Below are 25,720 nucleotides of genomic sequence, written 5' to 3'. Positions count from 1 at the left end.
CGGCGCCGGAGGCGTCAGCCGGCCGGGAACGGGAGGAGGCCGAGCCGTACGTACGCGCAGCGCACGCGGGGGATCTCCGGGACGCTGCCCGGGTCTCCGGGGGAAATCAGTGCAGCAGGGAGAGTCTCGCCTCCCGCTCCGCGTCACTTTAGTCCACGGTTTCGCCCGGTCAATCAACCGGCCTGTGCGGCGCGGCCCTCGGCCGGACGACACCCCGCGTCGGGGGAAACCACCCGTACGAGGAGGATCACGCCCCCCTTGTGGGTCATCTCACTCCAAAGCATGATGGCGTTCTTTGTCCTGTCTCACAGCAGGACCGGAGAGCACGTGGCCAGTAACGTCATGGCTATGACGACTTCTGCATCGGTTCCCGCGAGCTCCGGAAGTGCGACGGTCGGCCACGGCACGGTCACCGACCGGCTGGTCGACGCCAACGGACAGTACGCCGGCGCCTTCATCGATCCCGGGATGGACGCCCGCCCCGTTCTGCGCGTGGCCGTGGTGGCCTGCATGGACGCCCGGCTCGACCTGCACGCCGCGCTCGGCCTCGAGCTCGGTGACTGCCACACCGTCCGCAACGCGGGTGGTGTGGTCACCGACGACGTGATCCGGTCGCTGACCATCAGCCAGCGCGCGCTGGGCACCCGCAGCGTGGTGCTCATCCACCACACCAACTGCGGCCTGGAGGCCATCACCGAGGAGTTCCGGCACGAACTGGAGATGGAGGTCGGTCAGCGTCCGGCCTGGGCCGTGGAGTCCTTCCGTGACGTCGACCAGGACGTACGGCAGTCGATGCAGCGGGTGCGCACCTCGCCGTTCCTGCTGCACACCGACGACGTGCGCGGATTCGTCTTCGACGTGAAGACCGGCCTGCTGCGCGAGATCGACCCCGTCTGACCTGCTGCCCCGCCCCGAGGGTGACCGGTCCCCGGCTCCACGAAGGTCGCACGGCCTGACATATCGCCGCCGGTTGTCCACAGGCGAGTGACACGAATCGGTAACGGCGGCAAGAATGCGGGAGTGGTACCGCGCGGAACTTTTCCCGCGCGGTGTCCGTGATTCGGGGTGAGCCGGGCCGCACAGCAAGGTGCCGGCCCGGACATTTGGGGCCCTTGTTCCTCGGGAGCAAGGGGAAAGGCCGAGGAGGGCCGGGTGCCGACCTATGACGATCGAGCGAGCCTTGGGGGTTCCCCCACGCGAGCGCAGCCCAGCGTGGGGGATGACCTGACCGCCGTGATCGAGCGGGTGCGGGATTCGGTGGAGAGCGTGATCGAGGGCAAGCCCGAGGTCGTGCAGCTCTCGCTGACCGTGCTGCTCGCCGAGGGACATCTGCTCATCGAGGACGTTCCGGGAGTCGGCAAGACGATGCTGGCCAAGGCGCTGGCGCGGTCCATCGACTGCTCGGTGCGGCGTATCCAGTTCACACCGGACCTGCTGCCGTCGGACATCACCGGCGTGTCCATCTGGGACCAGCAGCAGCAGGACTTCGAGTTCAAGCCGGGCGCCATCTTCGCGCAGGTGGTGATCGGTGACGAGATCAACCGCGCGTCGCCGAAGACGCAGTCCGCGCTCCTGGAGTCGATGGAGGAGCGCCAGGTCACCATCGACGGCAGGACCTACGAACTGCCCAGCCCCTTCATGGTGGTGGCGACGCAGAACCCGGTCGAGATGGAGGGCACCTATCCGCTGCCGGAGGCCCAGCGCGACCGGTTCATGGCCCGGGTCTCGGTCGGCTACCCGAGCGCGGAGGCCGAGCTGCAGATGCTGGACGTGCACGGCGGGCTCTCCCCGCTGGAGGACCTCCAGCCGGTGGCCCACGCACACGAGATCCTGAAGCTGATCGAGACGGTGCGCGCCGTCCATGTCGCCGAGCCGATACGCCGGTACGTGGTGGAGCTGGTCTCCTCCACCCGCACGCACCCCGACCTCAGACTCGGTGCCTCGCCACGCGCGACACTGCACCTGCTGCGCGCGGCGAAGGCGTCGGCGGCGCTGAACGGCCGGGATTACGCCCTGCCGGACGACGTGCAGGCGCTCGCCGCGGCCGTGCTGGCGCACCGGCTGCTGCCCACCGCCCAGGCCCAGCTCAACCGCCGCACCGCGGAGCAGGTGGTCCAGGAGATCCTGCAGCACACCCCGGTACCCGCCGATGCCGCTCCGCAGCAGGCCGGCATCGGCCTGGGCCGGGTCGGCCTGCGGTACGGCCGGCACCAGCCGCGGAGGCTGTGATGAGTACCGCGGGATCCGCCCGCGCGGAGGGCGCCCGCGGTGACAGGGGTGGCCTGCGCACGGCTCTGGCCGGGCTGACCACCCGCGGGCGCTCCTTCCTGGCCGCCGGTGCGGCCGCCGTGGTCTGCGCCTACGTGCTCGGGCAGAGCGATCTGCTGCGGGTCGGTCTGCTGCTGGCGGTGCTGCCGCTGATGTGCGCGGGCGTGCTCCACCGCACCCGCTACCGGGTCGCGGGCAGCCGCCGGCTGTCCCCCGCCCGGGTGCCCGCCGGCTCCGAGGCGCGGGTGCACCTGCGGATGGAAAACGTCTCCCGCATGCCCACGGGCCTGCTGATGCTCCAGGACCGGGTGCCCTACGTGCTCGGGCCGCGCCCCCGGTTCGTGCTGGACCGGGTGGAGGCGGGCGGTCGTCGCGAGGTGTCCTACCGGGTCCGCTCCGACCTGCGCGGCCGCTACCCGCTCGGCCCGCTGCAGCTGCGGCTGTCCGACCCGTTCGGGATGTGCGAGCTGACCCGGTCCTTCTCGACCTACGACACGCTGACGGTGATCCCGCGCGTGGAGCCGCTGCCGCCGGTGCGGCTGAGCGGTGAGGCCAAGGGCTACGGCGACGGACGGCAGCGTTCGCTGGCGCTGGCCGGCGAGGACGACGTGATCCCGCGCGGCTACCGCTACGGCGACGATCTGCGCCGGGTGCACTGGCGTTCCACCGCGCGCTACGGCGAGCTGATGGTGCGCCGCGAGGAGCAGCCGCAGCGGGCCCGCTGCACGGTGCTGCTGGACACCCGCGCCGTCGCCTACGACGGCGCGGGGCCCGACGCGGCGTTCGAGTGGGCGGTGTCGGGTGCGGCCTCCGTCCTGGTGCACATGCTGGAGCGGGGCTTCTCGGTGCGGCTGCTGACCGACACCGGCGATGCGGTGCCGGGCGAGGGCTCCGACGGGTTCGCGGGCGCGAGCCAGGAGTCGGCGGACGCGGCCGGGCTGATGATGGACGCCCTCGCCGTGGTCGGCCACTCCGACGGGGCGGGCCTGTCCCGGGCCTACGACATGGTCCGCGGTGGGAACGAGGGGCTGCTGGTGGCCTTCCTCGGCGATCTCGACGAGGAGCAGACGTCGGTGCTCGCCCGGATGCGGCAACGCAGCGGGGGCGCCGTCGCCTTCGTGCTGGACAGCGGGACCTGGCTGCGGGAACCGTCGGACGTCTCCGGCCCGTTGGACGGGGGCGGGGAGCGGCTGCGGATGCTGCGCGAAGCGGGCTGGACGGCCGTGAGCGTGCCGCGGGGCGCCTCCCTGGAGGATCAGTGGCAGCTGGCCGGCCGGGAGCGGTTCGGTCTGGTGACGGCGCGCGGTGGGGAGGGGGCAGGGTGAGCGGACGACTACGGCTGACGCTGGCCTCGTGGGCGGCCACGCTGCTGGCCGCGTGCGCGCTGCTGCCTCTGGTCAGGCCGGCTTCCTGGATCGTGCAGGCGGCCTTTCTCCTGTCTGTGCAGTCCGGTGCGGGCGCACTGGCCCGGCGGGTGCCGCTGGCCCGCCCGCTGACCGTGGCCGTGCAGGCGCTGGTGGCGCTCGTGCTGCTGACCCTGGTGTTCGCGCGTGAGCACGCGTTCGCCGGCCTGGTTCCGGGGCCTGACGCCTTCCGCTTCTTCGCCGAGCTGCTCGGACAGGGCGGTACCGACGTCGGCCGTTACGCGATACCGGCGCCGTTGTCCGACGGCATCCGGCTGATGCTGGTCGGCGGGGTCCTGGTGATCGGGCTGCTGGTGGACACCCTCGCGGTGACCTTCCGCAGCGCGGCCCCGGCCGGGCTTCCCCTGCTCGCGCTGTACTCGGTGGCCGCGGGGCTGTCCGACGGCGGCAACGACTGGCTGTGGTTCCTGCTGGCGGCGGTCGGTTATCTGACGCTGCTCCTCGTGGAGGGGCGTGACCGGCTCTCCCGGTGGGGACGGGTCTTCGGCGGGGCGGCGCGGGGCCCCGCCACCGAGTCGACCGGGGCCTGGGCCCCGGTACGCACCGGACGGCGGATCGGGCTGCTGGCGGTGGGCATCGCCCTGGTGGTGCCGCTCGCCCTGCCCACGATGAACGGCGGCCTGCTGGACCCGGCGGGTTCGGGCTCCGGCTCGGGCTCCGGCGGGGGCGGCACGATCTCCGCGGTGAACCCGCTGGTGTCGCTGCGCGACTCGTTGAACGCGGACGAGGACCGCCAGGTCATGTCCGTGCGCACCGAGATGGAGGACGTCTCGGACCTGTATCTGCGGATCGTCTCCCTGGACGACTTCGACGGCACCACCTGGAAGCCGTCCAAGCGGTCCATCACCACCGTGCCCGGCGGCGGCTTCCCGGCTCCGGCCGGTCTCGGCCAGGACGTCGAGCGCGCGGAGATCGCCACGACGGTCTCGACCGCCGACTGGTACGGGCAGGACTGGCTGCCGATGCCGTACCCGCCGAGCGGCGTGGACATCAGGGGAAACTGGCGCTACGAGCCCGTCGGGATGACGCTGGTCGGCGACCACGGCCAGAACACCCAGGGGCTGACGTACGGCGTGCGCAGTCTCGACGTGCGGCCCACGGCGGAGCAGCTGGCCGGCGCGTCGGCGCCGCCGGCCGCCCTGAAGCGGGACTACACCGAGCTGCCGGACTCGCTGCCCGCGCTGGTGTCCCGGATCGCCCGCCAGGTCACCGAGGAGGCGACGAACGACTACGACCGGGCGGTCGAGCTCCAGGAGTACTTCGCCTCGACCGGCGGCTTCACGTACGACACCGAGGTCGCCGTCGGCAGCGGCTCGCAGGCGATCGCCCGCTTCCTGAGGGACAAGGAGGGCTTCTGCGTCCACTTCTCCTTCGCCATGGCCTCGATGGCCCGGTCGCTGGACATACCCGCCCGGGTCGCGGTGGGTTTCGCGCCCGGCACCCCGCAGGCGGACGGTTCGGTGTCGGTGGGACTGCGGGACGCGCACGCCTGGCCGGAGCTGTACTTCGAGGGCGTGGGCTGGACCCGCTTCGAGCCGACCCCCACCCGCGGTTCGACACCCTCCTACACCGTGCCGGACACCTCGGACAGCGCGGTGCCCGACCCGGCCCGGCCGTCCGAGGCCGCGTCCTCGGAGCCCTCGGCCGCCCCGTCCTCGCGCGAAGGCTGCACGCTGGAGCAGCGGAGGCTGGACGGTGGCTGCGAGAGCGAGGCACCGTCGGCGGCGCTGCCCACGGACGGTGACGGTCCCCGGTGGTACGCGGTGCTGGCGTGGGCGCTGGCGGGTCTCGCCGTCCTGGTGCTGCCGCTGGCGCCGATGGCGTGGCGGCTGCGGATCCGGGCGGTGCGCCTGGGCGCGCACGGCCGTTCGGAGGCGGACGCGGCCGCGCACGTCCTGGCCGTCTGGGACGAGCTGACCGACACCGCGTGGGACTTCGGCATCTCCCCAGACGAGTCGCTGACCCCGCGCAAGGCGGCGGCCCGGATCGTCCGGCTCGGCCGGCTCGACCCGGATGCCGCGGCCGCGGCGCACCGGGTGGCGGACGCCGTGGAGCAGGTCCTCTACGCGCCGCGGCCGCGCCCCGCGGCGGGGTCGGCGGACGACGTGCGCCGGGTGACGGCCGGTCTGCGGTCCGTGGTCGGCCGTGGCACGTGGCTGCGCGCGCTGTTCGCCCCGCGTTCCACGGTGCGGGTGGTGTGGTCGGTGTCGGCCCGGTGGGCCGGCGTCCGGGAACGCGCCCTCGCGCTGCGGCCGACGTGGCGGCCCACCGGGCGGCGGCCCACCGGGCGGCGGCCCACCGGGCGGCGGCCCACCGGGCGGCGGCCCACCTGACGGAAGCCGCCGCGGGAGCTCTTGCGGGAGCCCTCGCGGCGGCAGGGGTGAAGCGGGAGTGAGGCAGGCGGGGTGAGGCGGGGGCCGGGTGGAGTGGTGCGGCCCCCGCCTCCGAGTCCCGGTGCGGACACGGATCAGGGGGTGGCCACCGGTCCGGTGGCCACCCCCTGATCCGTGCTCTCGGTCTTCAGGTGTCCTGGAACTGTCTGCGGGAGCCGGGTGCGGGAGCTACTGCCCGCCGCCCTGTTCGTCGCGGCGGCGCTGCCAGCGCTCCTCTATGCGGTTCATCACGGAGCGTCGCTGCCTGCTCTGACGGCCGGACTGCGGCGGACCCGTGGAGCCCACGGCTCCGACGGGCTGCTCACCGGGCTTGGGGGCTTTGCGCCAGCCCGTCACGGCGAGGACCGCACAGCCCAGCATGACGAGGAAGCCCACCACACTGAGCCAGACCTGCTGGGCGACCATTCCGGCCATGAGGAGCGCAATACCTACGAGGAAGCCCGCGACCGCCTGGTAGACCCGCCGACGGGTGTACGTACGCAGGACACTTCCCTCGAGCGCCGACGCGAACTTGGGATCTTCGGCGTACAGCGCTCGCTCCATTTGCTCGAGCATGCGCTGCTCGTGCTCCGAGAGCGGCACGGCGTCCTCCTCATCGTGCAAGTCGCCGGGGCGACCCGGGGGGTCCCTTCAGGATAGGCGGGGTTTCGACCCCGTGAAACCCGCCCCTCTGCGCCAACTGGCCGACCGAAACCCGCCATGCGCGTCCCGGGCCGCTCGAGACTTCTCATTCCCCGATGGCCGAGCCGTCATGCCGGTCGGTCTCCCTCGATCATACGGTGCCCCGCCGCCATTCGGGGGGCCTGTGGCCCACTCCATGCACCGGCGGGCCGACGGACGCGTCGCTGATCAGCGACGCGTCACAGAAGATCACTCAGGTCCCGGTGGTCCCCCGCGCCTCACCGAGCACATGGAGTTGGGTGGCCACGGAGTGGAAGGCGTCGAGTTCCGCCGCCGCGGCCTCCAGCTTCAGCAGTGCGTCCAGGGCCCCGGGCTCGGTGTCCACGAGCACGCCGGGAACGAGATCCGCGAAGACCCGCACCCCGTGCACGGCGCCGACCCGCAGCCCCGCGTCCTCGACCAGACCGGTGAGCTGGTCGACGGTGAAGCGGCGCGGTACGGGATCGCCCGTGCCCCATCGGCCGTTCGGGTCATCGAGCGCCTGCCGGGCCTCCTTGAAGTGACCGGCGAGGGCGCGGGCGAGCACGGCGCCGCCGAGGCCGGCGGCGAGCAGGCTGAGGACCCCTCCGGGGCGCAGGGCCGCCACCGTGTTGCGCACGCCCTCGGCCGGGTCGTCGACGTACTCCAGGACGCCGTGGCACAGCACCACGTCGTATCCGCCGCGCTCGGCCACGTCGAAGAGGCCGTGCACGTCGCCCTGGACGCCCTTGACCCGGTCGGCGACCTCCTCCTCGACGGCACGGCGTTCCAGGGCGAACAGCGCGTCGGGACTGGGGTCGACGACGGTGACCCGGTGGCCGAGACGGGCCAGGGGCACCGCGAAGTTGCCGCTGCCGCCGCCGGTGTCGAGGACGTCCAGCGCCGGCCGTCCGGTCGCCTCGGCCCGGCCTCGCAGGGCGTCCTGAAGGACCTCCCAGACCACGGCGGTACGGAGAGCGGCGCGGGGGCGCAGGGTGTCCGACACGGCAGTTGACTCCTCGGCGCGGCACCGCCTCATTCACGGCGGAGCGATCGGGCTGCCTCCCCTGCCCGGACGTACGGAGGACGGCGGAGGCTTCGGGCGCCTTCCACCCTATTGCCTGCGGCACGCTCCCCGGCCACCGCGGGGCGGCGCCCCGGGCCGCCCCGCGGTGGCGGGCGCCGGTGCGCCCGCGCGGGTCAGCCGGTGTCGGGCATGTCCCGGTCCGCGCCGCCACCGGGGTCGTGGCCGTCGGGGTGGGCGGCGCGGGCGGTGTGGTGCGGGCGCTCCGCGTCGGTACGGGGCTGCGGGAGGACCGGCTGGAGGACGAGCATCCGCTCCACCAGGCGCAGGAACATCGCCACGTCCCGTATCAGGTCGTCGGCGTCCCGGCCGCTCGCCGCGTCCCGGATGCCCGCCTCGGCCCGCGCGCGGCGCCGGGCGCCCGAAGCGAACAGGGCGCTCCACTCGGTGAGTTCGGGCGCGATCTCGGGGAGCACCTCCCAGGCGCTGCGGATCCTGCTCCGGGCCCGGGGCGAGGTCTCGGGCCGCCCCCGCGCGGCGAGCACGGCGGCGGCGGTGCGCAGGGCGGCGAGGTGGGCCGTCGCATAGCGCTCGTTGGGTGTGTCGAGGACGGTGGCCTCGTCGAGTCCGGCACGGGCCTGGGCGAGCAGGCCGAGGGCGGCGGGCGGGGCGGTGGCACGGCGCAGCACGGGGTGGACGTCGTCCGCCGGGCCGGTCAGTGAGGGGGCAGGGCCGGTGGCGCGGCGCCGACGGGCGGCGGCTGCGGAGGAGTGGGCCATGACGAACCTCCTGTCGTCTTCGTGACGGCATCCCCTGCTACCGGGTGCCGTATGTGCTCATCGTGCGGTATGGCACTGACAATCCGTTCCGACCTGGGGTTTTACCGGGTTGTACGTCGCTCGACAGTTCGATCCCGGGTCGGCCGCCTCCTGGGCCGAGCCTGTGGAGGGGCGGGGCGGCGGCCCTGTGACAATCAGGGCCATGGAACGCAGCAGCACCACGTCGGGCGGCAGTACCCGCCGCGAGGCCACCCGGCAGAAGCTCTACGAGGCGGCCGTCACCCTCATCGCCGAACAGGGCTTCTCCGCCACCACGGTGGACGAGATCGCCGAGCGGGCAGGGGTCGCGAAGGGCACGGTCTACTACAACTTCGCGAGCAAGTCGGTTCTCTTCGAGGAGTTGCTGCGGCACGGGGTCGGGCTCCTCGCCTCCTCGCTGCGGGAGGCGGCCGACCGGACGGCCCTCCGGGGCGGCGGCAGGGGCGACGCCCTGGACGCGATGATCCGCGCGGGGCTCGTCTTCATCGACCGCTATCCGGCCTTCACCCAGTTGTACGTGGCCGAACTGTGGCGCACCAACCGGGCCTGGCAGTCCACGCTGCTGGTGGTCCGGCAGCAGGCCGTGGCGGTCGTCGAGGACGTGCTGCGCGAGGGCGTGGAGAGCGGCGAGTTCAGCGCGGAGACCGACGTTCCGCTGACGGCGGCGGCGCTGGTCGGCATGGTGCTGGTGGCCGCGCTGGACTGGCAGTCCTTCCAGCCGGGGCGCTCCCTGGACGAGGTGCACGCGGCGCTGTCCCGGCTGCTGCAGGGACGCGTGGGCGGCCGCCACTGAGCCGACCGGCCGGGCGGAGCTACCGGGTCGTGTACCCCGGCGCGCACGAAGACGCCGGTCCGGCGGTGGCTGCGTCCCCCGCGAGCCACTGCCGGACCGGCACCTTCCTGCTCCCCCGTGGTTCCCCTGTACGTCCCCCCGCAGGACCCCCGTTGCGGTCGTCCCCCCGGGACCCCCGTGCCTCGCTCCCACCGACGGCGCCGGTGGAAGGAGCGGATCGCGGGCCGGTCCGTCTCCGGCGCCCCGTGTCGCCGGTTGCGGAGCCGTTCCCCTCTCCGTGCTCTCCACTTTCTCGTTTCCGCAGGTCCTGGCCCATCCGCGCGCGTACTCATCTCGGGGACTAGGTACGGGTACTCAGTCCTGCGCACCCACCCCCACCACGCCGTGTCGCCGGCTGGTCACCGGAGCGGGGGTGCCGGTACTCGGGACCGGGGTGTCGGTGGGGGCGGATAAAGTCCCTGGCATGGCACGGATTGCGGTGATCGGCGCCGGGATGGGCGCGATGGCGGCCGCTGCCCGGCTGGCCGTCGCGGGCCACCGGGTGGCGGTGTACGAGCGGACGGACACGTACGGCGGCGCGCTGCGCCGGCTGGAGCGGGACGGCTTCGCGTTCGACACCGGCCCCGGACTGCTCCCGCTGCCCGCGGTCTACCGCGATCTGTTCGTCAAGACCGGCAAGGAGCCGTTGGACGCCTGCGTCGACCTGGTCCAGGTCGACCCGTCGTCCCACCATGTGTTCGCGGACGGCACGCGTGTCTCGCTGCCGAACGCGTCCCGCGCGGGTGTCGTCCTTGCCCTGCAGGAGGCCCTCGGTCCCGCTGCCGGACAGCGTTGGGGCGACTTCCTGGTGCGCGCCCGCGAGGCCTGGGCCAGGACCCGCAGACCGCTCCTGGAGGAGCCGCTGTGGCCCGACTGGCGGGTGCTCGCCGACCGCGAGCCCTACCCGGCCGTCCCTCACCGGAAGCTGCTGCGCACGCGCACCGCGGGCACGCTCGCCGAGGTCGGCGCCTGGGAGCTGCGCGATCCCCGGCTGGTCTCCCTGCTGGGGAGTTACGCGCTCGAGCACGGCCTCGACCCCCGGTCCGCCCCGGCGAGCGCGGCGGTGCTGCCGTACATGGAGCACGCCTTCGGCACCTGGTACGTCCGCGGCGGCATGCGGGAGCTGGCCCGCGCGGTGTACGAGCGGTGTGTGGCCCGCAGGGTGGAGTTCCGCTTCGGCGCCGAGGTCACCGGCCTGCTGGAGAAGGACGGCCGGGTGGCGGGCGTGGAGTTCGCCGAGGGCACCTCCCCCGCCTCCGGGGGGAGAGCGGTGGCCGAGGCGGACCACGTGGTCGCCGGGGTGACGCCCGCGGTGCTGGACCGGCTGACCCGGGGGAGCCGGGTGCGGGGTGACGGCGAGGTGCCGGGCAGGACCGGGGCGGCGAGCCGTCTGACGGTGCTGCTGGCGCTGCGCGGGGGGCGTCCGGAGGGGACACCGCACCGGACGGTCGTGCACACGGAGGACCGGGAGGCCGAGCTGGATTCCCTGACCGGTTCCCCGGCGGGCCTGCCCGCGCACCCCACGGTCACGGTCCTGCGGCCCGACGACCCGGCGCTGGTCCCCGACGACGCCCATGAGGCGGTCACCCTCACCTCGGTGGTGCCCCAGGGCGCCGGGCCGGGCCTGGAGGAGCACGCACAGCGCATGATCACCGCCGCCGAGCGGGCGGTGCCCGGACTGCGCGACCGGCTGCTCCGGCACGAGGTGCGCACCCCGGCCGACATCGCGGAGGCGACGGGCGCGGAGGGCGGAGCGGTGCCCGTACCGGCGCTCGCCGCGGCGGGCGGGCGGCTGCTCCACCCGTCCAACGGCACGCGCGTACCGGGGCTGTTCACGGTCGGCGGCTGGTCGCACCCCGGCGGGGGGCTGCCGCACGCCGGGATGTCGGGCGCGCTGGTCGCCGGCCTGATCGTGGAGGGGCCGGAGTTCCGCGGTTCCCAGTGAACGACCGGGACGCTTCTGGATGTGAGCGGATCCGGGCGGATCAGTAACGGTACTGCTGCTCGTCGTACCCGTTGCCGTTCCCCGGCGCCTGGCCCGTCTGGCCCGTCTGGTCCTCGCCCTGGTACGGGTACGGCTGCTCCTGCGGGAGTTCACCGCCGTACAGGTCGTCGGCGTTGCGCTGCTGCGGGACCCACAGGCCGCCGGCCGGGGTCTCGCCGCCGTAGGCGCCGCCCCCGTACTGGTCCTGGCCGTAGCCCTGCTGGCCGTACTGCTGCGGGTCGGCGTAACCGGTGCCGTACGAGGCGTCGCCGTAGTTCGAGTTGCCGATGTACGGGTCGGAGTAGGCGGCGTACTGCTGCTGTTGGCCCGTGCTGTCGTAGGCGGCCTGCTGCTGACCGTAACCGGAGTAGTCGTAGGCGTAGTTCTGGTCGGTGGCGTAACCCTGGTCGGGGCTCTGCGCGGTCGCCGCGTACTGGTCCTGGGCCGGGGTGCCGTACCCGTTGCCGCCGTTGTCACCGTTACCGCCGTTGTCGCCGTAGACGCCGTACGAGCCGGTGTCGTCGGGCATGGGCTGCGGCTCGTAGACGGCGGTGGTCTCGGCGGCCGTCGGCTGCTCGGTGCGCGTCGGCGTGAACACGTCGTCGCGGTCGTAGTCGTCCGCGGCGTAGGTGTTCCGGTCGGTGCGGTAGGCGGCGGCCTCGTCCCCGTAGCCGTCCCCGCCGCCGTGGCCGTCGCCGGTGGCCTCCAGGCCGGAGACCTCCAGGGTCGGTTCCTGCCGCGCGCGGTCACCCCGGCCGCCCTTGACGGCGGCCAGCGCCGGGGCGTTGACCGCCCAGCCTGCCGCGAAGCCGCGGCGGAACGACAGGGTGACGTAGGTCTGGCCGATCGCGAAGGCCACGGCGCCCAGTCCGATGACGAGGACGGTCTGGATCAGCACACCGAGCACGACGCCCAGGAAGCCGGCGAAGGCGAGCAGCCGCCAGCGCAGGCGTGCCTTGTACTGCAGCAACACCTCGCCGAGCAGCCACAACGCGACCACACCGAACGCGATGTAGAGGACCGTCCAGCCCATGTACGCCCCTCTCCCAGCGGCCGCTACGCAGTGTGTCGTACACCGGTGCGACCGGTCTAGGCCCGCAGCGGGTGGTGCAGGCCCAGGTTTTCGTAGATTTCCAGCGTCGCCGTAGAGTTGTTGAGCGTGATGAAGTGCAGTCCGGGCACTCCTTCGGCCAGCAGCCGCGCGCAGAACTCCGTGGCGAACTCGATGCCAATGGAGCGTACCGCCGCCGGATCGTCCGCCGCTGTGAGGATCCGCTCTTTCAGGGCATCCGGGAACGACGCGTTACTGAGCTGCGGCAACCTCTCCAGCATCTTCACACTGGTCACCGGCATAACCTCTGGAATCACCGGCGTGTCGCAACCCGCCGCGTCGACCCGGTCACGCAGGCGCAGGTACGACTCGGGGTGGAAGAACATCTGGGTGATCGCGTAGTCGGCGCCCGCCCGGCACTTGTCGACGAAGTGCGCGACGTCCGTGTCCCACTCGGCCGACCTCGGGTGCATCTCCGGGAAGGCGGCGACGCCGACGCAGAAGTCACCCGACTCCTTGATGAGCCGGACGAGTTCGGCGGCATAGGTCAGCCCCTGCGGATGCGGGATCCAGTCGGCCATCGGGTCGCCGGGCGGGTCGCCCCGCACGGCGAGCATGTTGCGGATCCCGGCGTCGGCGTACTGGCCGATGATGTTGCGCAGTTCGGCGACGGAGTGGTTGACCGCGGTGAGGTGGGCGACCGGGGTGAGGGTGGTGTCCGCGACGATCTGCTCGGTCTCGTGGACCGTGCCCGCGCGGGTGGAGCCCCCGGCACCGTAGGTGACGGAGACGAAGTCCGGGGCGACCGCCTCGACCCTGCGCAACGCACTCCAGAGGTTCCGTTGGCCCTTGGGGGTCTTCGGCGCCGAGAACTCGAACGAGTACGTCGTCTTTCCGGCGGCGAGCATGTCGCGCACGGTGCGTGCGCGGTCAGTCCTGGTCGATGCGGTTCCGAGGGCCATACCGGCAGGTTAGCCAGGGGCCAGCGCCACCCCAACCGAATGAGGGTTATTTGCCCGATTCACGGCTTTCTTGTCCACCCTTCGGACAAACCTGAGACGAACTCGGTCACCGGGCGCCGGACGCCGCGCGCAGCCGCTTCGCGAACTCGGACGCCGCCGCGCCCGGGTCGTCCGCCTCGGTGACGGCCCGTACGACGACGACCCGGCGGGCGCCGGCCTCCAGCACCTCGTCGAGGTTGCCGAGGTCGATGCCGCCGATGGCGAACCAGGGGCGGTCGGTGCCGAGGGCTGCGGCGTACCGGACCAGGCCGAGGCCGGGGGCGTGGCGGCCGGGCTTGGTGGGGGTGGGCCAGCAGGGGCCGGTGCAGAAGTAGTCCACGCCCTCCTGCACGGCCGCCGCGGCCGCCTCGGACTCGGCGTGCGTGGAGCGGCCGATCAGGACGTCCTCGCCCAGGACGGCTCGGGCCGCGGGGACGGGAAGGTCGCCCTGGCCGAGGTGCAGGACGCCGGCGCCGGCGGCGTGGGCGACGTCCGCGCGGTCGTTCACCGCGAGCAGCTTGCCGTGCCGGGCGCAGGCGTCCGCGAGGACCGCCAGGTGCTCCAGCTCCTCGCCGGCCTCCATGCCCTTGTCCCTCAGCTGCACGATGTCGACACCGCCGGCCAGGACCGCGTCCAGGAACTCCGCGAGATCGCCCTGCCGCTTGCGGGCGTCGGTGCAGAGATAGACCAGGGCGTCGGAGAGCCGGGCGCGCGCGGTGGTGCCTGCGGCGGTACGCGCGGTGGTGCCTGCGGTGGTGACTGGCATGCGGGTGTCCCCCCGTGTGTCGGTGTCGGCCGGACCGGGGCGAACCCGGGGCCGGGTGGAGCGCGGCCCGGCGCCCTGGGACAGCGGCGCCGGGCGGCGGTTCACAACCGGACGCGGCTCCCCGCCCCGATACGGGTCCGGGGGGTCAGGGTCCGGGTGTTTCGTCGCGGGCTCAGACGGCGAGCGCCTGGGCGCGGCGCTTCACCTCCGTGCCGCGGTTCTCGCTCAGCGCCTGCGCGGGCGTGCCCGGCAGGCTCTCGTCGGCGGTGAAAAGCCATTCCAGCATCTCTTCGTCCGTGAAACCGTCGTCCCGCAGGAGCGTCAGGGTGCCGGTGAGGCCCTTGACGACCTTGTCCTCGTCGATGAAGGCGGCGGGGACCTGCAGTGCGCGGTTCTCACCTCGGCGTACGGCGATGAGCTGGCCCTCCTTGACCAGCTGCCGGACGCGCGTCACCTCGACACCGAGCATCTCGGCGATGTCGGGCAGGGTGAGCCAGGCGGGGACGAGAGCATCGATCTTTGCGTCAATCTCGGTCACGGGACAAGCGTGCCATCTGGCACTGACAGTCGGAAGCCGAGCCCCTCCGCCCGGGGTCCGTCCGGCGGATCACCGCGCACGGACGTGTCGGCCGGACGGCCCTCCCCCGGGGGCCGGGGTTCACCCCTTCGCCGACTTCAGCGGCCGCTCCGAGTCGGCCAGCAGCTCCGCGTCCAGCACCGTCCCCGCCTCGATCAGCCGGCGCCCCTGGGCCAGGTCGCGGGGGCGGCCCACCGCGAGCAGCGCCACCAGCCGGGACTCCCGGAGCCAGCAGACCGTCCAGGCCGGCCCGTCGGCGTCCCCGCGCCACACCGTCCGGTCGGCGTCCGCGTGGTGCCCGGCGTACTGGACGAAGCGGCCGAACTGCTCGGACCAGAAGTACGGCACCGGGTCGTACACCGCCGGAGGTTCGCCGGTGGCCGCCCCGAGGATGTTCGCCGCGACCGTGCGCGGGCCCTGCAGGGCGTTGTCCCAGTGGTGCACCAGCAGGCGTTCGCCGTACCGCCCCGAGGGGAAGGACGCGCAGTCGCCGACCGCGTACACGTCCGGCACGGAGGTCATCAGGTGCGGGTCGGCGACCACGTCACCGCGCTCGCCGAGCTCGACCCCGGATCCGGTCAGCCAGGCGGTGGCGGGGCGGGCCCCGATCCCGACGACGACGGCGCCCGCGGGCAGTCGCGAGCCGTCGTCCAGCACCACCGCGCCGGGCTCGACGCGCTCCACGCGCGCGCGGGTGCGCAGCACCACCCCCGCGTCGCCGTACCAGGCGGTCATCGGGGCGGCCGCCTGGGCGGGCAGCGCCTCGGCCAGCGGCCGGTCGGCCGCCTCCACGACGGTGACCGCGCAGCCCGCCTCGCGCGCCGCCGTGGCGAACTCCGCGCCGATCCAGCCGGCGCCGACGACCACGATGTCCTGGCGGTCCGCGAGCACCGGCCGCAGCCGTTCGACGTCGTCCAGGGTGCGCAGCAGATGGACGCCCGGGACCCCGTCCGCGCCCGGCAGCCGGACCGGTTCGGCACCGGTCGCGACGACCAGGACGTCGTAGGGGACCGGCCCGGCCTCCGTGTCCAGTTCATGGTCGGCGGGGCGCAGTCCGAGCACCTCGCAGCCGAGCCGCAGTTCGATGCCGAGCGCCTCGAAGTCGACGTCGAAGGCGGAGTTCTCCGCCTTGCCGAGCAGCACCGCCTTGGACAGGGGGGGCCGGTCGTACGGCTGGTGGGGTTCGGCACCGATCAGCGTCACGGTGCCGGTGAATCCCTGCTCCCGGAGGGCGACGGCGGTCTGCACGCCGGCCATTCCGGCCCCCGTCACCACCACGCGCCGCGGCTCGGACGGTCCCCGTTGCTGCATCTGCTCGCTCACCTGATCACCACCGGACCTCTTTCGAGGGAACCACCGGCTTCAGCCGGTGGGGGAATCGAATCCCTAATGTACGTTTCTGGTGTCCCGCAAGGGATCGGTTCGGGCTGGACCGCAACCCTCGGGTGGGAAACACCCTTCCCTCGGGAGAGGGAGCGGAGTCACAGACACCTGACCATCGGTCAGTCAGCCGGTCGGCCTGCGGGACCCGTGAGCTGCTCCACGACACTGGTCCCGCTGCCCGGCTGCGACTCCCACTGCCAGGCCTCCTCCAGCCGCACCCGCCCGTCGGGCAGCTCCACGACCGTCGACACGCAGTGCCCCGAGGACGTGCCGCCGTCCTGCTTGAGCTGCACGTACCGGAAGTCCAGCCGGTCCCCCTCACGGGTGCCCACCAGGTACCCGCGGGCGACGTCACCGCCCGCGTACTCGGCCCAGATCCCGCCGTCCTGCTCGTGGTACGTGAACCGGGTGCGGGTGCCGACCTGGCCCGGCGCCTGGTCGGCGACGGGGGCGAGGACGAGACCGTCGAGCGAAGCGGCCATGCGCGGGCTCCCTACACGTTCGTTGTTCCGAGGGCTAGGGTGGCCAACGTAAGACATTCGCGGGAGCCCGGGCGCACCGGGCTGAGAGGGAGGCTGGCGGCCTCCGACCGTATGAACCTGATCCGGGTCATGCCGGCGAAGGGAGGGGCTGGACGCCCATGTCACCCACACACACCTCGCAGCGCTCCCCCGACGTCCTCGTCGTCGGGGGCGGCGTCATCGGTCTGGTCACGGCCTGGCGGGCCGCGCAGCGCGGGCTGGCCACGACCGTGCTGGACCCCGAGCCGGGCGGCGGTGCCGCTCAGGTGGCCGCCGGAATGCTGGCCGCCGTCACGGAACTGCACTACGGCGAGCAGACCCTGCTCCGCCTGAACCTCGCCTCCGCGCTCCGCTACCCCGGCTTCGCGGCCGAGCTCACCGAGGCCACCGGCCACGACCTCGGCTACCGCCGGTGCGGCACGCTCGCGGTCGCGCTGGACGCCGACGACCGCGCCCATCTGCGCGAACTGCACGCCCTGCAGCAGCAGTCGGGGCTCGACGCGCAGTGGCTGTCGGGGCGGGAGTGCCGACGCCTGGAACCGATGCTCGCCCCCGGTGTGCGCGGCGGGCTGCGGGTGGACGGCGACCACCAGATCGACCCCCGGCGGCTGGCGGCGGCGCTGGTGACCGCCTGCGAGCGGGCGGGGGTGGTCCTGCACCGCGCGTGGGCCGACCGGCTCACCGTCTCCGGGGAGCGGGCCACGGGCGTGGTCACCGCCGACGGCACCCGGCTGGCCGCCGGGCAGGTGGTGCTGGCCGGCGGCAGCCTCAGCGGTCGGCTCGCGGGCATCCCCGCGGAACTGCTGCCTCCCGTGCGTCCCGTGAAGGGGCAGGTGCTCCGGCTGGCGATGCCCGACCGGTTCGGTCCGTTCCTGAGCCGGACGGTGCGGGCGGTGGTGCGGGGCAGCCAGGTGTATCTGGTCCCGCGCGAGAGCGGGGAACTGGTGATCGGGGCGACCAGCGAGGAGCAGGGCTGGGACACCACCGTCACCGCGGGCGGGGTGTACGAGCTGCTGCGCGACGCCCACGAACTGGTCCCCGGCATCACCGAGCTTCCCCTCACCGAGACCCGGGCCGGGCTGCGCCCCGGCACCCCCGACAACGCGCCCCTGCTCGGCCCGTCCGGGCTCGAGGGGCTGGTCCTGGCGACCGGGCACCACCGCAACGGCGTGCTGCTCACTCCGGTCACCGGCGACGTCCTGGCGGAGTTCCTGGCCACCGGTGAACTCCCGGCACAGGCCCGCCCCTTCACCCCCCGGCGGTTCACCGCGACCGCCGCCGTCCTCACGGAGCAGCCCGCATGAACACTCCTGCGCACACCCCGGTCACCGTCACGGTCCCGGTCACGCTCAACGGGGAGCCGCGCGAGGTGGCTCCCGGTACGGCGCTCGACGCGCTGGTCGGCACGCTCACCGAGGCGCACTCCGGGGTGGCCGCCGCCCTCAACGAAACGGTCGTCCCGCGCGCGCAGTGGCCGCTCACGCCCCTCGCCGAGGGGGACCGGGTGGAAGTCCTGACCGCGGTGCAGGGAGGCTGATCATGGCCGACGATCCGTTCGTCCTCGGCGGTACGTCCTTCACGTCCCGTCTGATCATGGGCACCGGCGGGGCGCCCAGCCTCGAGGTGCTGGAGCGGGCGCTGGTGGCGTCCGGGACCGAGCTGACGACCGTCGCGATGCGGCGGGTGAACCCCTCGGTGCACGGCTCGGTGCTCTCGGTGCTGGACAGGCTGGGCATCCGGGTGCTGCCGAACACGGCCGGCTGTTTCACCGCCGGGGAGGCGGTGCTCACCGCCCGTCTCGCGCGGGAGGCGCTCGGCACCGACCTGGTCAAGCTGGAGGTCATCGCCGACGAGCGCACCCTGCTGCCGGACCCCGTCGAACTGCTGGAGGCGGCCGAGACCCTGGTCGACGACGGGTTCACGGTGCTGCCCTACACCAACGACGATCCGGTGCTGGCGCGGAAGCTGGAGGACGTGGGCTGTGCGGCGGTCATGCCGCTCGGGTCGCCGATCGGGTCGGGGCTCGGCATCCGCAACCCGCACAACTTCGAGCTGATCACGCAGCACGCGCGCGTACCGGTGATCCTGGACGCGGGTGCCGGTACGGCGTCGGACGCGGCGCTGGCGATGGAACTGGGGTGCGCGGGGGTGATGCTCGCCTCGGCGGTGACGCGGGCGCAGGAGCCGGTGCTGATGGCCGCCGCCATGCGGAGCGCGGTCGAGGCGGGGCGGCTGGCCCGGCGGGCAGGGCGGATTCCGCGGCGGCACTTCGCCGAGGCGTCCTCTCCCGCGGAGGGGCTGGCCGTGCTGGATCCGGAGCGGCCGGCGTTCTGAGGGTGTTCTCCCACCCGCGCACCACTCCGTTTCCAGTCGGCCGAGAGGTGGAGGCTCCCCGCGGGGCCGAGCGCCACCGGCGGCCGCGGCTGCTGCTGACGGCGGCAACCGCAGGCACCGAGCCCCACCGACGGCCGCAAGACCGAATCGCGTCGACGGCCGCAGACACGGGTGAGGCCGGCGGGCGTAAGACCGAATCGCATCGACGGCCACGGGGGGGGTGGGAGGCCGGCGGGCGTGGGGAGGTTCCTTCGTGGGGTGCGTCACAGGTCGGCTGCAGTCGTGCCCCGATCCGGGACCGTTCCGAACCGATCCGGTCGGCGCCGTCGGTGGCTCCTCGTAGACTCCCAGCGTGGACACGACCCTTCAGGACCCTCTGGTCGGGCAGTTGCTCGACGGCCGGTACCGCGTCGAGGCGCGTATCGCGGTCGGCGGGATGGCCACGGTCTACCGGGCCGTGGACACCCGTCTGGACCGCGTGCTCGCGCTCAAGGTGATGCACCCGGCGCTCGCCGCCGACGGCTCCTTCGTCGAGCGGTTCATCCGCGAGGCGAAGTCGGTGGCCCGGTTGGCCCATCCGAACGTGGTCCAGGTCTTCGACCAGGGCACCGACGGGGCGTACGTCTACCTGGCGATGGAGTACATCGCCGGCTGCACCCTGCGGGACGTGCTGCGCGAGCGCGGTGCGCTGCAGCCGCGGGCCGCTCTGGACATCCTGGAGCCGATGCTGGCCGCGCTCGGCGCCGCGCACCGGGCCGGGTTCGTGCACCGGGACATGAAGCCGGAGAACGTGCTGATAGGGGACGACGGCCGGGTCAAGGTCGCCGACTTCGGGCTGGTCCGGGCCGTGGACACGGTGACGAACACCACCGGCACCGTGCTGGGCACGGTCTCCTACCTGGCGCCGGAGCAGGTCGAGAGCGGCAGCGCCGACCCCCGCGTGGACGTGTACGCGTGCGGCATCCTGCTGTACGAGATGCTGACCGGTGAGAAGCCGCACGACGGCGACTCCCCCGCGATCGTGCTCTACAAGCATCTGCACGACGACGTGCCGCCGCCGTCGGCCGCCGTCCCCGGTATGGCGTACGCGCTGGACGAACTGGTCGCTTCGGCGACCGCGCGCAACCCGGAGGTCCGCCCGTACGACGCGGTGGCGCTCCTCGCGCAGGTCCGCGAGGCGCGCGGCGGACTCGACGACGGGCAGCTGGACGCGGTGCCGCCGCAGGCGCTGACCTCGGAGGACCAGACCGTCCGGGGCGCCGAGAACCGTACGAGCGTCATCCCGCGCGCGCTCACGTCCCCCACTCTCGGCTTCGCTCGAGCGGGGGGACCCCCATCCCGCCCGCTGCCCGTCGACGAGCACCGCCACACCAGTCGGCTCCAGTCCCCGGCGCTGCCGCCGCGGCGCGGTGTGTCGCTGCGCGGTCCGCTGCTGCGGCGCGGACCGATGGCGATCGTCGTCGCCGTGCTGCTGGTGCTGGGCGCCGGGGCGGGCGTGTGGTACATCAACTCCGGCCAGTTCACCAAGGTCCCGCCGCTGCTGGCGAAGACCGAGAAGGAGGCCCGGGAGCGGCTGGCGGACGCCGGGCTGGGCGTCGGCCGGGTCGAGGAGGCGTACAGCGACACCGTGGAGCGGGGCACGGTGATCAGCACGGATCCGAAGGCGGGCGCCCGTATCCGCGGCAGCGACTCGGTCTCGCTCACCCTCTCCAAGGGGCCGCAGACCGTGCGGGTGCCCGATGTCGACGGCTACCGGCTGGACAAGGCGCGGTCCGTGCTGAAGGACGCGGGTCTGGAGCCGGGCATGGTCACCCAGGAGTTCAGCGAGGACGTGGCCAAGGGCTTCGTGGTCTCCACCGGGCCGGGCAAGGGCACGAAGGTCCGTGCGGGCTCGGCGGTGGCGCTCACCGTCAGCAAGGGCAGCCCGGTGGACGTCCCCGAGGTGGTCGGCCAGGACCTGGACGACGCGCGCGCCGCGCTGGAGAAGGCCGGTCTGAAGGTGAGCATCGCCGCCGAGCGGGTCACCTCCGAGCACGACGCGGGCCGGGTGGCCCTGCAGAGCCCGGAGGCCGGCCGTGAGGCCGCCGAGGGGGACGGCGTGACGCTGACGCTGTCCAAGGGACCCGAGATGGTGGCGGTCCCGGACGTGGTCGGCGACAGTGTGGACGAGGCCACCGGGAAGCTGGAGGGTGCCGGGTTCCGGGTCAAGGAGGACCGCGGGCTGCTCGGTCTGTTCGGCGACACCGTCAAGGCGCAGTCCGTGTCCGGCGGGGACACCGCGCCCAAGGGCTCGACGATCACCCTCACGATCCGCTGACGGAGGGGCTCGGCGGCTTCGGCGGCCCGGGGCATGACACCCTGGAAGGGTGAAGAGTCACCTGTCCGGCCCTGCCCGCAACCCGGTCGGCGGCCATGTCCCGGTGGCCGGCGGTCTGCATTCCGTCGGCCTGTCCTACGCCCGTGAGCTGCGCGCGGAGGCCGTGCAGGTCTTCGTCGCCAACCCGCGCGGCTGGGCGACGCCGACCGGCGACCCGAAGCAGGACGCGGCGTTCCGCGAGGCGTGTGCGGCCGGGTCGATCCCGGCGTACGTGCACGCCCCGTATCTGATCAACTTCGGGTCCCACACCGAGGCGACCGTCGAACGGTCCGTCGGGTCGCTGCGCCACTCGCTGCGGCGCGGGCGCGAGATCGGGGCGCTGGGTGTGGTGGTGCACACCGGCAGCGCGACCGGCGGACGGGAGCGGTCGGTGGCGCTGCGGCAGGTACGGGAGTACCTGCTGCCGCTGCTCGACGAGCTCACCCATGACGACGACCCGTTCCTGCTGCTGGAGTCGACGGCCGGCCAGGGCGCCTCCCTGTGCTCGCTGGTCCGGGACTTCGGTCCGTACTTCGAGGTGCTGGACGCCCATCCGAAGCTGGGTGTCTGCCTGGACACCTGCCATGTCTTCGCGGCCGGCCACGACCTGACCGGGCCGAGCGGGATGCGCCGGACACTGGATCTGCTGGTGGACACGGTCGGCGAGGGCCGGCTGAAGCTCATCCACGCCAACGACTCCATGGATGTGGTCGGCGCGCACAAGGACCGTCACGCGAACATCGGCGCAGGCCACATAGGCGAGGAACCGTTCCGCGCGCTGATGGCGCACCCGGCGACCGAGGGGGTGCCCCTGATCATCGAGACCCCCGGCGGCAAGGAGGGGCACGCGGCGGACGTGGAGCGTCTGAAGAAACTCCGGGATCAGGGTTCCCGACCCGCGGATCAGGGTTCCTGACCCGCGGATCAGGGGCCCGCGGGCCCGGCCCCGGTCAGAGTTCGGGGCCGTCCCCGGGCTCCTCCTGGTAGGAGTAGCGCTGCTCTCTCCAGGGGTCGCCGACGTTGTGATAGCCGCGCTCCTCCCAGAAGCCGCGGCGGTCGGCGGTCATGTACTCCACGCCGCGGACCCACTTCGGTCCCTTCCAGGCGTAGAGGTGGGGGAGGATCAGGCGGAGCGGGAACCCGTGCTCGGCGGTCAGCAGTTCGCCGTCCTTGTGGGTGGCGAAGAGCGCCTGCTCGGACGAGAAGTCCGCCAGCCGGAGGTTGGCGCTGTATCCGTACTCGGCCCAGGCCATCACATGGGTGACGCCGGGCGCGGGCGGGGCGAGTTCCAGGAGGGTACGGGCCGGGATCCCGCCCCATTCGGCGCCGAGCATGCTGAACTTCGTGACGCAGTGCAGGTCGGCCACGACGCTGTGGTACGGCAGGGACGTGAACTCCTCGTGGTTCCAGCAGTGCGTGCCGCCGTCGGCGGTGGCGCCGAACACCCTGAACTCCCAGCGCTCGGGCCGGAACCTGGGGACGGGCCCGTAGTGCGTGACCGGCCAGCCCTTCTGCAGCCGCTGCCCCGGCGGAAGCTCGAACCGCGCCGCTTCCTCTGCTGTGCGCTCCCCCGATTCGCGTTCCGCCGGCTGACCCATGCTTCCATCCTGACAGACCCGGTGTGACGCATCGGACCGGGGCCCCATGAAGTCGGACAATACCCATCACATACTGCCGACAAGGCTCTTACCGGGTAAGCATGTACTTACTGGACGATCTTCTCGGCCGGTGGAATCATGCGGCGCATCTGGCCCGTTCATCCGTGTGGAAGGAGCCGCTGCGATGCAGGGCGACCCCGAGGTCATCGAATTCCTCAACGAGCAGCTGACCGCCGAGCTGACCGCGATCAACCAGTACTTCCTGCACTCGAAGCTGCAGGACCACAAAGGCTGGACCAAGCTCGCCGAGTACACGCGCGCCGAGTCCTTCGACGAGATGCGGCACGCGGAGGTCCTCACCGACCGCATCCTGCTGCTCGACGGCCTGCCCAACTACCAGCGGCTCTTCCACGTCCAGGTCGGGCAGACGGTGACGGAGATGTTCCAGGCCGACCGGAAGATCGAGGTCGAGGCCATCGACCGCCTGCGCCGCGGCGTGGAGGTCATGCGCAACAAGAACGACATCACGTCCGCCAACATCTTCGAGGCGATCCTCGCCGACGAGGAGCACCACATCGACTACCTGGACACCCAGCTGGAGCTCATCGAGAAGCTGGGCGAGGCGCTGTACCTGTCGACGGTGATCGAGCAGTCGCAGCCGGACCCCTCGGGCCCGGGGACGAGCGGGTTCTCGACCCGCTAGGACGTCCGGGCGGCCTACGCGGCCTCGGGGAGCTCCGCCGTGAGGGACGGACGGCCCTGGCCGTCCGACTGCCGGCGGGGGCAGGCGCCACGCCCGAGCAGCGCCTGGATGCGTCGCACGCAGCCGCCGCAGTCGGTGCCCGCCTTGCAGGCGGAGGCGATCTGCCGGGGGGTGCAGGCCCCGGCGTCCGCATGGCTCCTCACCTGCTCCTCGGTCACTCCGAAGCAGCTGCAGACGAACACGCGGTCCACCTCCCGAAGTAGTGCTGGGTCGCGCCGTACCGACCCCTGATCGGTGAGGCAAACCTAACCTTACCTGTCGTTCGGGGGACAAAAAAGTGGGGTGGGGCACCGATCCTGTGTGATCCGTGCCCCACCCCTCGCCGTTTCGGCAGGTGAGCGGTGTTACTGGTCCCGGTACATCTCGGCGACGAGGAACGCCAGGTCCAGCGACTGGCTGCGGTTCAGCCGGGGGTCGCAGGCGGTCTCGTAGCGCTGGTGCAGATCGTCGACGAAGATCTCGTCGCCGCCGCCCACGCACTCGGTGACGTCGTCACCGGTGAGTTCCACATGGATACCGCCCGGGTGGGTGCCGAGCTCCTTGTGGACCTCGAAGAAGCCCTTCACCTCGTCGAGCACGTCGTCGAAGCGGCGGGTCTTGTGCCCGGAGGCCGCCTCGAAGGTGTTGCCGTGCATCGGGTCGGTCACCCAGGCGACGGTGGCACCGGAGGCGGTGACCTTGTCGACCAGCTCGGGCAGCTTGTCGCGGATCTTGTCCGCGCCCATCCGGACGATGAAGGTCAGCCGGCCCGGCTCGCGCTCGGGGTCGAGCCGCTCGATGTACTGCAGCGCCTCCTCGGCCGTGGTGGTCGGGCCGAGCTTGATGCCGATCGGGTTGCGGATCTTCGAGGCGAACTCGATGTGCGCGTGGTCCAGCTGCCGGGTGCGCTCACCGATCCACACCATGTGCGCGGAGACGTCGTACAGCTGTCCGGTGCGCGAGTCGACGCGGGTCAGCGCCGACTCGTAGTCCAGCAGCAGCGCCTCGTGCGAGGAGAAGAACTCGACGGTCTTGAACTCCTCCGGCTCGACCCCGCAGGCCTGCATGAAGTTCAGCGCCTGGTCGATCTCGCGGGCGAGCTGCTCGTAGCGCTGGCCGGACGGGGACGACTTCACGAAGTCCTGGTTCCAGGCGTGCACCTGGCGCAGGTCGGCGTAGCCGCCGGTGGTGAAGGCGCGCACCAGGTTCAGCGTGGAGGCCGAGGCGTTGTACATCCGCTTCAGCCGCTCGGGGTCCGGGACGCGGGCCTCTTCGGTGAAGTCGAAGCCGTTGACGGAGTCGCCGCGGTAGGTGGGCAGGGTCACGCCGTCGCGGGTCTCGGTCGACTTGGAGCGCGGCTTGGAGTACTGGCCGGCGATCCGGCCCACCTTCACGACGGGCACGGACGCGGCGTACGTCAGTACGGCGCCCATCTGGAGCAGTGTCTTGAGCTTGGCCCTGATGTGGTCGGCGGACACCGCGTCGAAGGACTCCGCGCAGTCGCCGCCCTGGAGAAGGAACGCCTCTCCCTTGGCGACGGCCGCCATCCGGGCGCGCAGCTGGTCACACTCGCCCGCGAAGACGAGCGGCGGATACGACTCGAGGTCCGCGATCACTGCGCGCAGAGCCTCGGTGTCGGGGTACTCGGGCTGCTGCGCCGCGGGCAGTTCTCGCCAGGTGTTGCCAGCACTCGGGCTGGTCTTAGCGTTCACGGTCACGCCTCAACATTACGGGGTGGGATGGCGCCTTCCGGGCCTGTGCCCAGCAAGTGAGACAGGAAAAACTCTCAGTGGACACGCGAGGGACATGCGCTAAGGTGCGTCGCATGTTCGCGCTTTCGACCCGGAACGGTTCGGTTCAGAACCCTTCCGCCCGGAACTGGTGGTGGACCGCTTCTCCGGCGGCCCACTGAATCATCGCGCGTACACACGACTCCGCGAAGGCCGCCCGAGGGGCGGCCTTCGGCGTTCGCGGGCCCCGCGGCGCCCCGGCCGGCCCTCCGTCACCGA

25 protein-coding genes and 1 riboswitch are annotated in these 25,720 nt (G+C 72.6%); of the genes, 13 read left to right on the top strand and 12 right to left on the bottom strand.

Translation table 11 applies throughout. From position 1 onward, the window contains the following. Positions 1–348: 348 nt before the first annotated feature. The 4 genes from PYS65_RS26975 to PYS65_RS26960 all read left to right on the top strand — a co-directional run bounded on the left by PYS65_RS26975 (position 349) and on the right by PYS65_RS26960 (position 6,025). Positions 349–897, top strand: a complete 549-nt coding sequence (locus PYS65_RS26975; RefSeq protein ID WP_279336530.1) for a beta-class carbonic anhydrase — start codon at positions 349–351, stop codon at positions 895–897. 255 nt (positions 898–1,152) lie between these two features. After that, positions 1,153–2,229: an AAA family ATPase gene (locus tag PYS65_RS26970; protein WP_384210256.1), complete on the top strand. Its 1,077-nt coding sequence runs from the start codon at positions 1,153–1,155 to the stop codon at positions 2,227–2,229. After that, a complete protein-coding gene (locus tag PYS65_RS26965; RefSeq protein WP_279336528.1) occupies positions 2,229–3,593 on the top strand; it encodes a DUF58 domain-containing protein in 1,365 nt (454 codons plus the stop codon). The genes PYS65_RS26970 and PYS65_RS26965 overlap by 1 nt, the downstream gene beginning before the upstream one ends. Next, on the top strand, positions 3,590–6,025 hold the full coding sequence (locus PYS65_RS26960; RefSeq protein WP_279336527.1) for a transglutaminase TgpA family protein: 2,436 nt from the start codon (positions 3,590–3,592) through the stop codon (positions 6,023–6,025). Before PYS65_RS26965 ends, PYS65_RS26960 begins: the two co-directional genes overlap by 4 nt. Before the next feature lie 228 nt (positions 6,026–6,253). On the opposite strand, the gene PYS65_RS26955 is transcribed toward PYS65_RS26960, so the two are convergent. The 3 genes from PYS65_RS26955 to PYS65_RS26945 form a co-directional block, all read right to left on the bottom strand. Then, a complete protein-coding gene (locus PYS65_RS26955) occupies positions 6,254–6,667 on the bottom strand; it encodes a DUF3040 domain-containing protein (RefSeq protein ID WP_279336526.1) in 414 nt (137 codons plus the stop codon). 292 nt (positions 6,668–6,959) lie between these two features. Next, positions 6,960–7,730 (bottom strand): methyltransferase, encoded by a 771-nt coding sequence (locus tag PYS65_RS26950; RefSeq protein ID WP_279336525.1) that lies wholly within the window; start codon positions 7,728–7,730, stop codon positions 6,960–6,962. A gap of 194 nt (positions 7,731–7,924) precedes the next feature. After that, on the bottom strand, positions 7,925–8,527 hold the full coding sequence (locus PYS65_RS26945) for an SAV_6107 family HEPN domain-containing protein (RefSeq protein WP_279336524.1): 603 nt from the start codon (positions 8,525–8,527) through the stop codon (positions 7,925–7,927). A gap of 202 nt (positions 8,528–8,729) precedes the next feature. On the opposite strand from PYS65_RS26945, the gene PYS65_RS26940 reads away from it, so the two are divergent. Both PYS65_RS26940 and PYS65_RS26935 read left to right on the top strand, forming a co-directional pair. After that, positions 8,730–9,359: a TetR/AcrR family transcriptional regulator gene (locus PYS65_RS26940; RefSeq protein WP_279336523.1), complete on the top strand. Its 630-nt coding sequence runs from the start codon at positions 8,730–8,732 to the stop codon at positions 9,357–9,359. Positions 9,360–9,822: 463 nt separating this feature from the next. Further along, positions 9,823–11,343: a phytoene desaturase family protein gene (locus PYS65_RS26935; RefSeq protein WP_279336522.1), complete on the top strand. Its 1,521-nt coding sequence runs from the start codon at positions 9,823–9,825 to the stop codon at positions 11,341–11,343. Positions 11,344–11,383: 40 nt separating this feature from the next. Here the strand turns inward: PYS65_RS26935 and PYS65_RS26930 are convergent, their stop codons facing one another. The 6 genes from PYS65_RS26930 to PYS65_RS26905 all read right to left on the bottom strand — a co-directional run bounded on the left by PYS65_RS26930 (position 11,384) and on the right by PYS65_RS26905 (position 16,642). Then, complete coding sequence (locus tag PYS65_RS26930) at positions 11,384–12,415, bottom strand: SCO2102 family sporulation regulator (protein ID WP_279336521.1); 1,032 nt, start codon at positions 12,413–12,415, stop codon at positions 11,384–11,386. A gap of 56 nt (positions 12,416–12,471) precedes the next feature. Continuing rightward, positions 12,472–13,395, bottom strand: coding sequence for a methylenetetrahydrofolate reductase [NAD(P)H] (gene metF / locus PYS65_RS26925; protein ID WP_279336520.1), 924 nt, complete (start codon positions 13,393–13,395; stop codon positions 12,472–12,474). 106 nt (positions 13,396–13,501) lie between these two features. Next, complete coding sequence (gene thiE / locus PYS65_RS26920; RefSeq protein WP_279336519.1) at positions 13,502–14,200, bottom strand: thiamine phosphate synthase; 699 nt, start codon at positions 14,198–14,200, stop codon at positions 13,502–13,504. 172 nt (positions 14,201–14,372) lie between these two features. Further along, entirely contained in the window at positions 14,373–14,738 is a 366-nt protein-coding gene (locus PYS65_RS26915; protein WP_279336518.1) for an Rv2175c family DNA-binding protein, read from the bottom strand. Between the two features lie 120 nt (positions 14,739–14,858). Further along, positions 14,859–16,100: an NAD(P)/FAD-dependent oxidoreductase gene (locus PYS65_RS26910; protein WP_279336517.1), complete on the bottom strand. Its 1,242-nt coding sequence runs from the start codon at positions 16,098–16,100 to the stop codon at positions 14,859–14,861. A 179-nt stretch (positions 16,101–16,279) separates the two neighbouring features. Beyond that, positions 16,280–16,642 (bottom strand): avidin-fold protein, encoded by a 363-nt coding sequence (locus PYS65_RS26905; protein WP_279336516.1) that lies wholly within the window; start codon positions 16,640–16,642, stop codon positions 16,280–16,282. Between the two features lie 49 nt (positions 16,643–16,691). Next, a riboswitch (TPP riboswitch) is annotated at positions 16,692–16,803 on the top strand. Here PYS65_RS26905 and thiO point away from each other — a divergent pair. The 5 genes from thiO to PYS65_RS26880 all read left to right on the top strand — a co-directional run bounded on the left by thiO (position 16,801) and on the right by PYS65_RS26880 (position 22,287). Continuing rightward, positions 16,801–17,985, top strand: a complete 1,185-nt coding sequence (thiO, locus tag PYS65_RS26900) for a glycine oxidase ThiO (RefSeq protein ID WP_279336515.1) — start codon at positions 16,801–16,803, stop codon at positions 17,983–17,985. It overlaps the preceding riboswitch by 3 nt. Continuing rightward, positions 17,982–18,218 carry a sulfur carrier protein ThiS gene (gene thiS, locus PYS65_RS26895; protein ID WP_279336514.1) on the top strand — a complete coding sequence of 79 codons (237 nt, stop codon included), beginning with the start codon at positions 17,982–17,984 and terminating at the stop codon, positions 18,216–18,218. Before thiO ends, thiS begins: the two co-directional genes overlap by 4 nt. A gap of 2 nt (positions 18,219–18,220) precedes the next feature. Continuing rightward, positions 18,221–19,015: a thiazole synthase gene (locus PYS65_RS26890; RefSeq protein ID WP_279336513.1), complete on the top strand. Its 795-nt coding sequence runs from the start codon at positions 18,221–18,223 to the stop codon at positions 19,013–19,015. 352 nt (positions 19,016–19,367) lie between these two features. After that, positions 19,368–21,332: a Stk1 family PASTA domain-containing Ser/Thr kinase gene (gene pknB, locus PYS65_RS26885; RefSeq protein WP_279336512.1), complete on the top strand. Its 1,965-nt coding sequence runs from the start codon at positions 19,368–19,370 to the stop codon at positions 21,330–21,332. 49 nt (positions 21,333–21,381) lie between these two features. Then, on the top strand, positions 21,382–22,287 hold the full coding sequence (locus tag PYS65_RS26880) for a deoxyribonuclease IV (RefSeq protein ID WP_279336511.1): 906 nt from the start codon (positions 21,382–21,384) through the stop codon (positions 22,285–22,287). A 34-nt stretch (positions 22,288–22,321) separates the two neighbouring features. Here PYS65_RS26880 and PYS65_RS26875 read toward each other — a convergent pair whose 3' ends face one another. Continuing rightward, complete coding sequence (locus PYS65_RS26875; protein WP_279336510.1) at positions 22,322–22,969, bottom strand: sulfite oxidase-like oxidoreductase; 648 nt, start codon at positions 22,967–22,969, stop codon at positions 22,322–22,324. Positions 22,970–23,153: 184 nt separating this feature from the next. On the opposite strand from PYS65_RS26875, the gene bfr reads away from it, so the two are divergent. Next, positions 23,154–23,672, top strand: a complete 519-nt coding sequence (gene bfr / locus PYS65_RS26870; RefSeq protein WP_279336509.1) for a bacterioferritin — start codon at positions 23,154–23,156, stop codon at positions 23,670–23,672. Between the two features lie 14 nt (positions 23,673–23,686). Here bfr and PYS65_RS26865 read toward each other — a convergent pair whose 3' ends face one another. Together PYS65_RS26865 and PYS65_RS26860 are read right to left on the bottom strand one after the other, a co-directional pair. Next, a complete protein-coding gene (locus PYS65_RS26865; RefSeq protein ID WP_279336508.1) occupies positions 23,687–23,914 on the bottom strand; it encodes a (2Fe-2S)-binding protein in 228 nt (75 codons plus the stop codon). A gap of 162 nt (positions 23,915–24,076) precedes the next feature. Next, positions 24,077–25,429, bottom strand: a complete 1,353-nt coding sequence (locus PYS65_RS26860; protein WP_279336506.1) for a class II 3-deoxy-7-phosphoheptulonate synthase — start codon at positions 25,427–25,429, stop codon at positions 24,077–24,079. A 107-nt stretch (positions 25,430–25,536) separates the two neighbouring features. On the opposite strand from PYS65_RS26860, the gene PYS65_RS35280 reads away from it, so the two are divergent. After that, positions 25,537–25,623, top strand: a complete 87-nt coding sequence (locus PYS65_RS35280; protein WP_361450881.1) for a trp operon leader peptide — start codon at positions 25,537–25,539, stop codon at positions 25,621–25,623. Positions 25,624–25,720 lie beyond the last annotated feature (97 nt).

Source organism: Streptomyces cathayae (assembly GCF_029760955.1).
Classification (GTDB): domain Bacteria; phylum Actinomycetota; class Actinomycetes; order Streptomycetales; family Streptomycetaceae; genus Streptomyces; species Streptomyces cathayae.
This window is presented reverse-complemented; position numbering and strand designations above follow the sequence as displayed.

What these genes read in the sequence shown, in the direction of transcription:
- PYS65_RS35280 (WP_361450881.1), top strand. Translation starts at nt 25,537, where the DNA reads ATGTTCGCGCTTTCGACCCGGAACGGTTCGGTTCAGAACCCTTCCGCC.
- PYS65_RS26930 (WP_279336521.1), bottom strand. Translation starts at nt 12,415, where the DNA reads ATGGGCTGGACGGTCCTCTACATCGCGTTCGGTGTGGTCGCGTTGTGG.
- thiO (WP_279336515.1), top strand. Translation starts at nt 16,801, where the DNA reads ATGTCACCCACACACACCTCGCAGCGCTCCCCCGACGTCCTCGTCGTC.
- PYS65_RS26905 (WP_279336516.1), bottom strand. Translation starts at nt 16,642, where the DNA reads ATGGCCGCTTCGCTCGACGGTCTCGTCCTCGCCCCCGTCGCCGACCAG.
- PYS65_RS26875 (WP_279336510.1), bottom strand. Translation starts at nt 22,969, where the DNA reads ATGGGTCAGCCGGCGGAACGCGAATCGGGGGAGCGCACAGCAGAGGAA.
- PYS65_RS26945 (WP_279336524.1), bottom strand. Translation starts at nt 8,527, where the DNA reads ATGGCCCACTCCTCCGCAGCCGCCGCCCGTCGGCGCCGCGCCACCGGC.
- PYS65_RS26940 (WP_279336523.1), top strand. Translation starts at nt 8,730, where the DNA reads ATGGAACGCAGCAGCACCACGTCGGGCGGCAGTACCCGCCGCGAGGCC.
- PYS65_RS26965 (WP_279336528.1), top strand. Translation starts at nt 2,229, where the DNA reads ATGAGTACCGCGGGATCCGCCCGCGCGGAGGGCGCCCGCGGTGACAGG.
- PYS65_RS26975 (WP_279336530.1), top strand. Translation starts at nt 349, where the DNA reads ATGACGACTTCTGCATCGGTTCCCGCGAGCTCCGGAAGTGCGACGGTC.
- thiS (WP_279336514.1), top strand. Translation starts at nt 17,982, where the DNA reads ATGAACACTCCTGCGCACACCCCGGTCACCGTCACGGTCCCGGTCACG.
- PYS65_RS26890 (WP_279336513.1), top strand. Translation starts at nt 18,221, where the DNA reads ATGGCCGACGATCCGTTCGTCCTCGGCGGTACGTCCTTCACGTCCCGT.
- bfr (WP_279336509.1), top strand. Translation starts at nt 23,154, where the DNA reads ATGCAGGGCGACCCCGAGGTCATCGAATTCCTCAACGAGCAGCTGACC.
- metF (WP_279336520.1), bottom strand. Translation starts at nt 13,395, where the DNA reads ATGGCCCTCGGAACCGCATCGACCAGGACTGACCGCGCACGCACCGTG.
- PYS65_RS26935 (WP_279336522.1), top strand. Translation starts at nt 9,823, where the DNA reads ATGGCACGGATTGCGGTGATCGGCGCCGGGATGGGCGCGATGGCGGCC.
- thiE (WP_279336519.1), bottom strand. Translation starts at nt 14,200, where the DNA reads ATGCCAGTCACCACCGCAGGCACCACCGCGCGTACCGCCGCAGGCACC.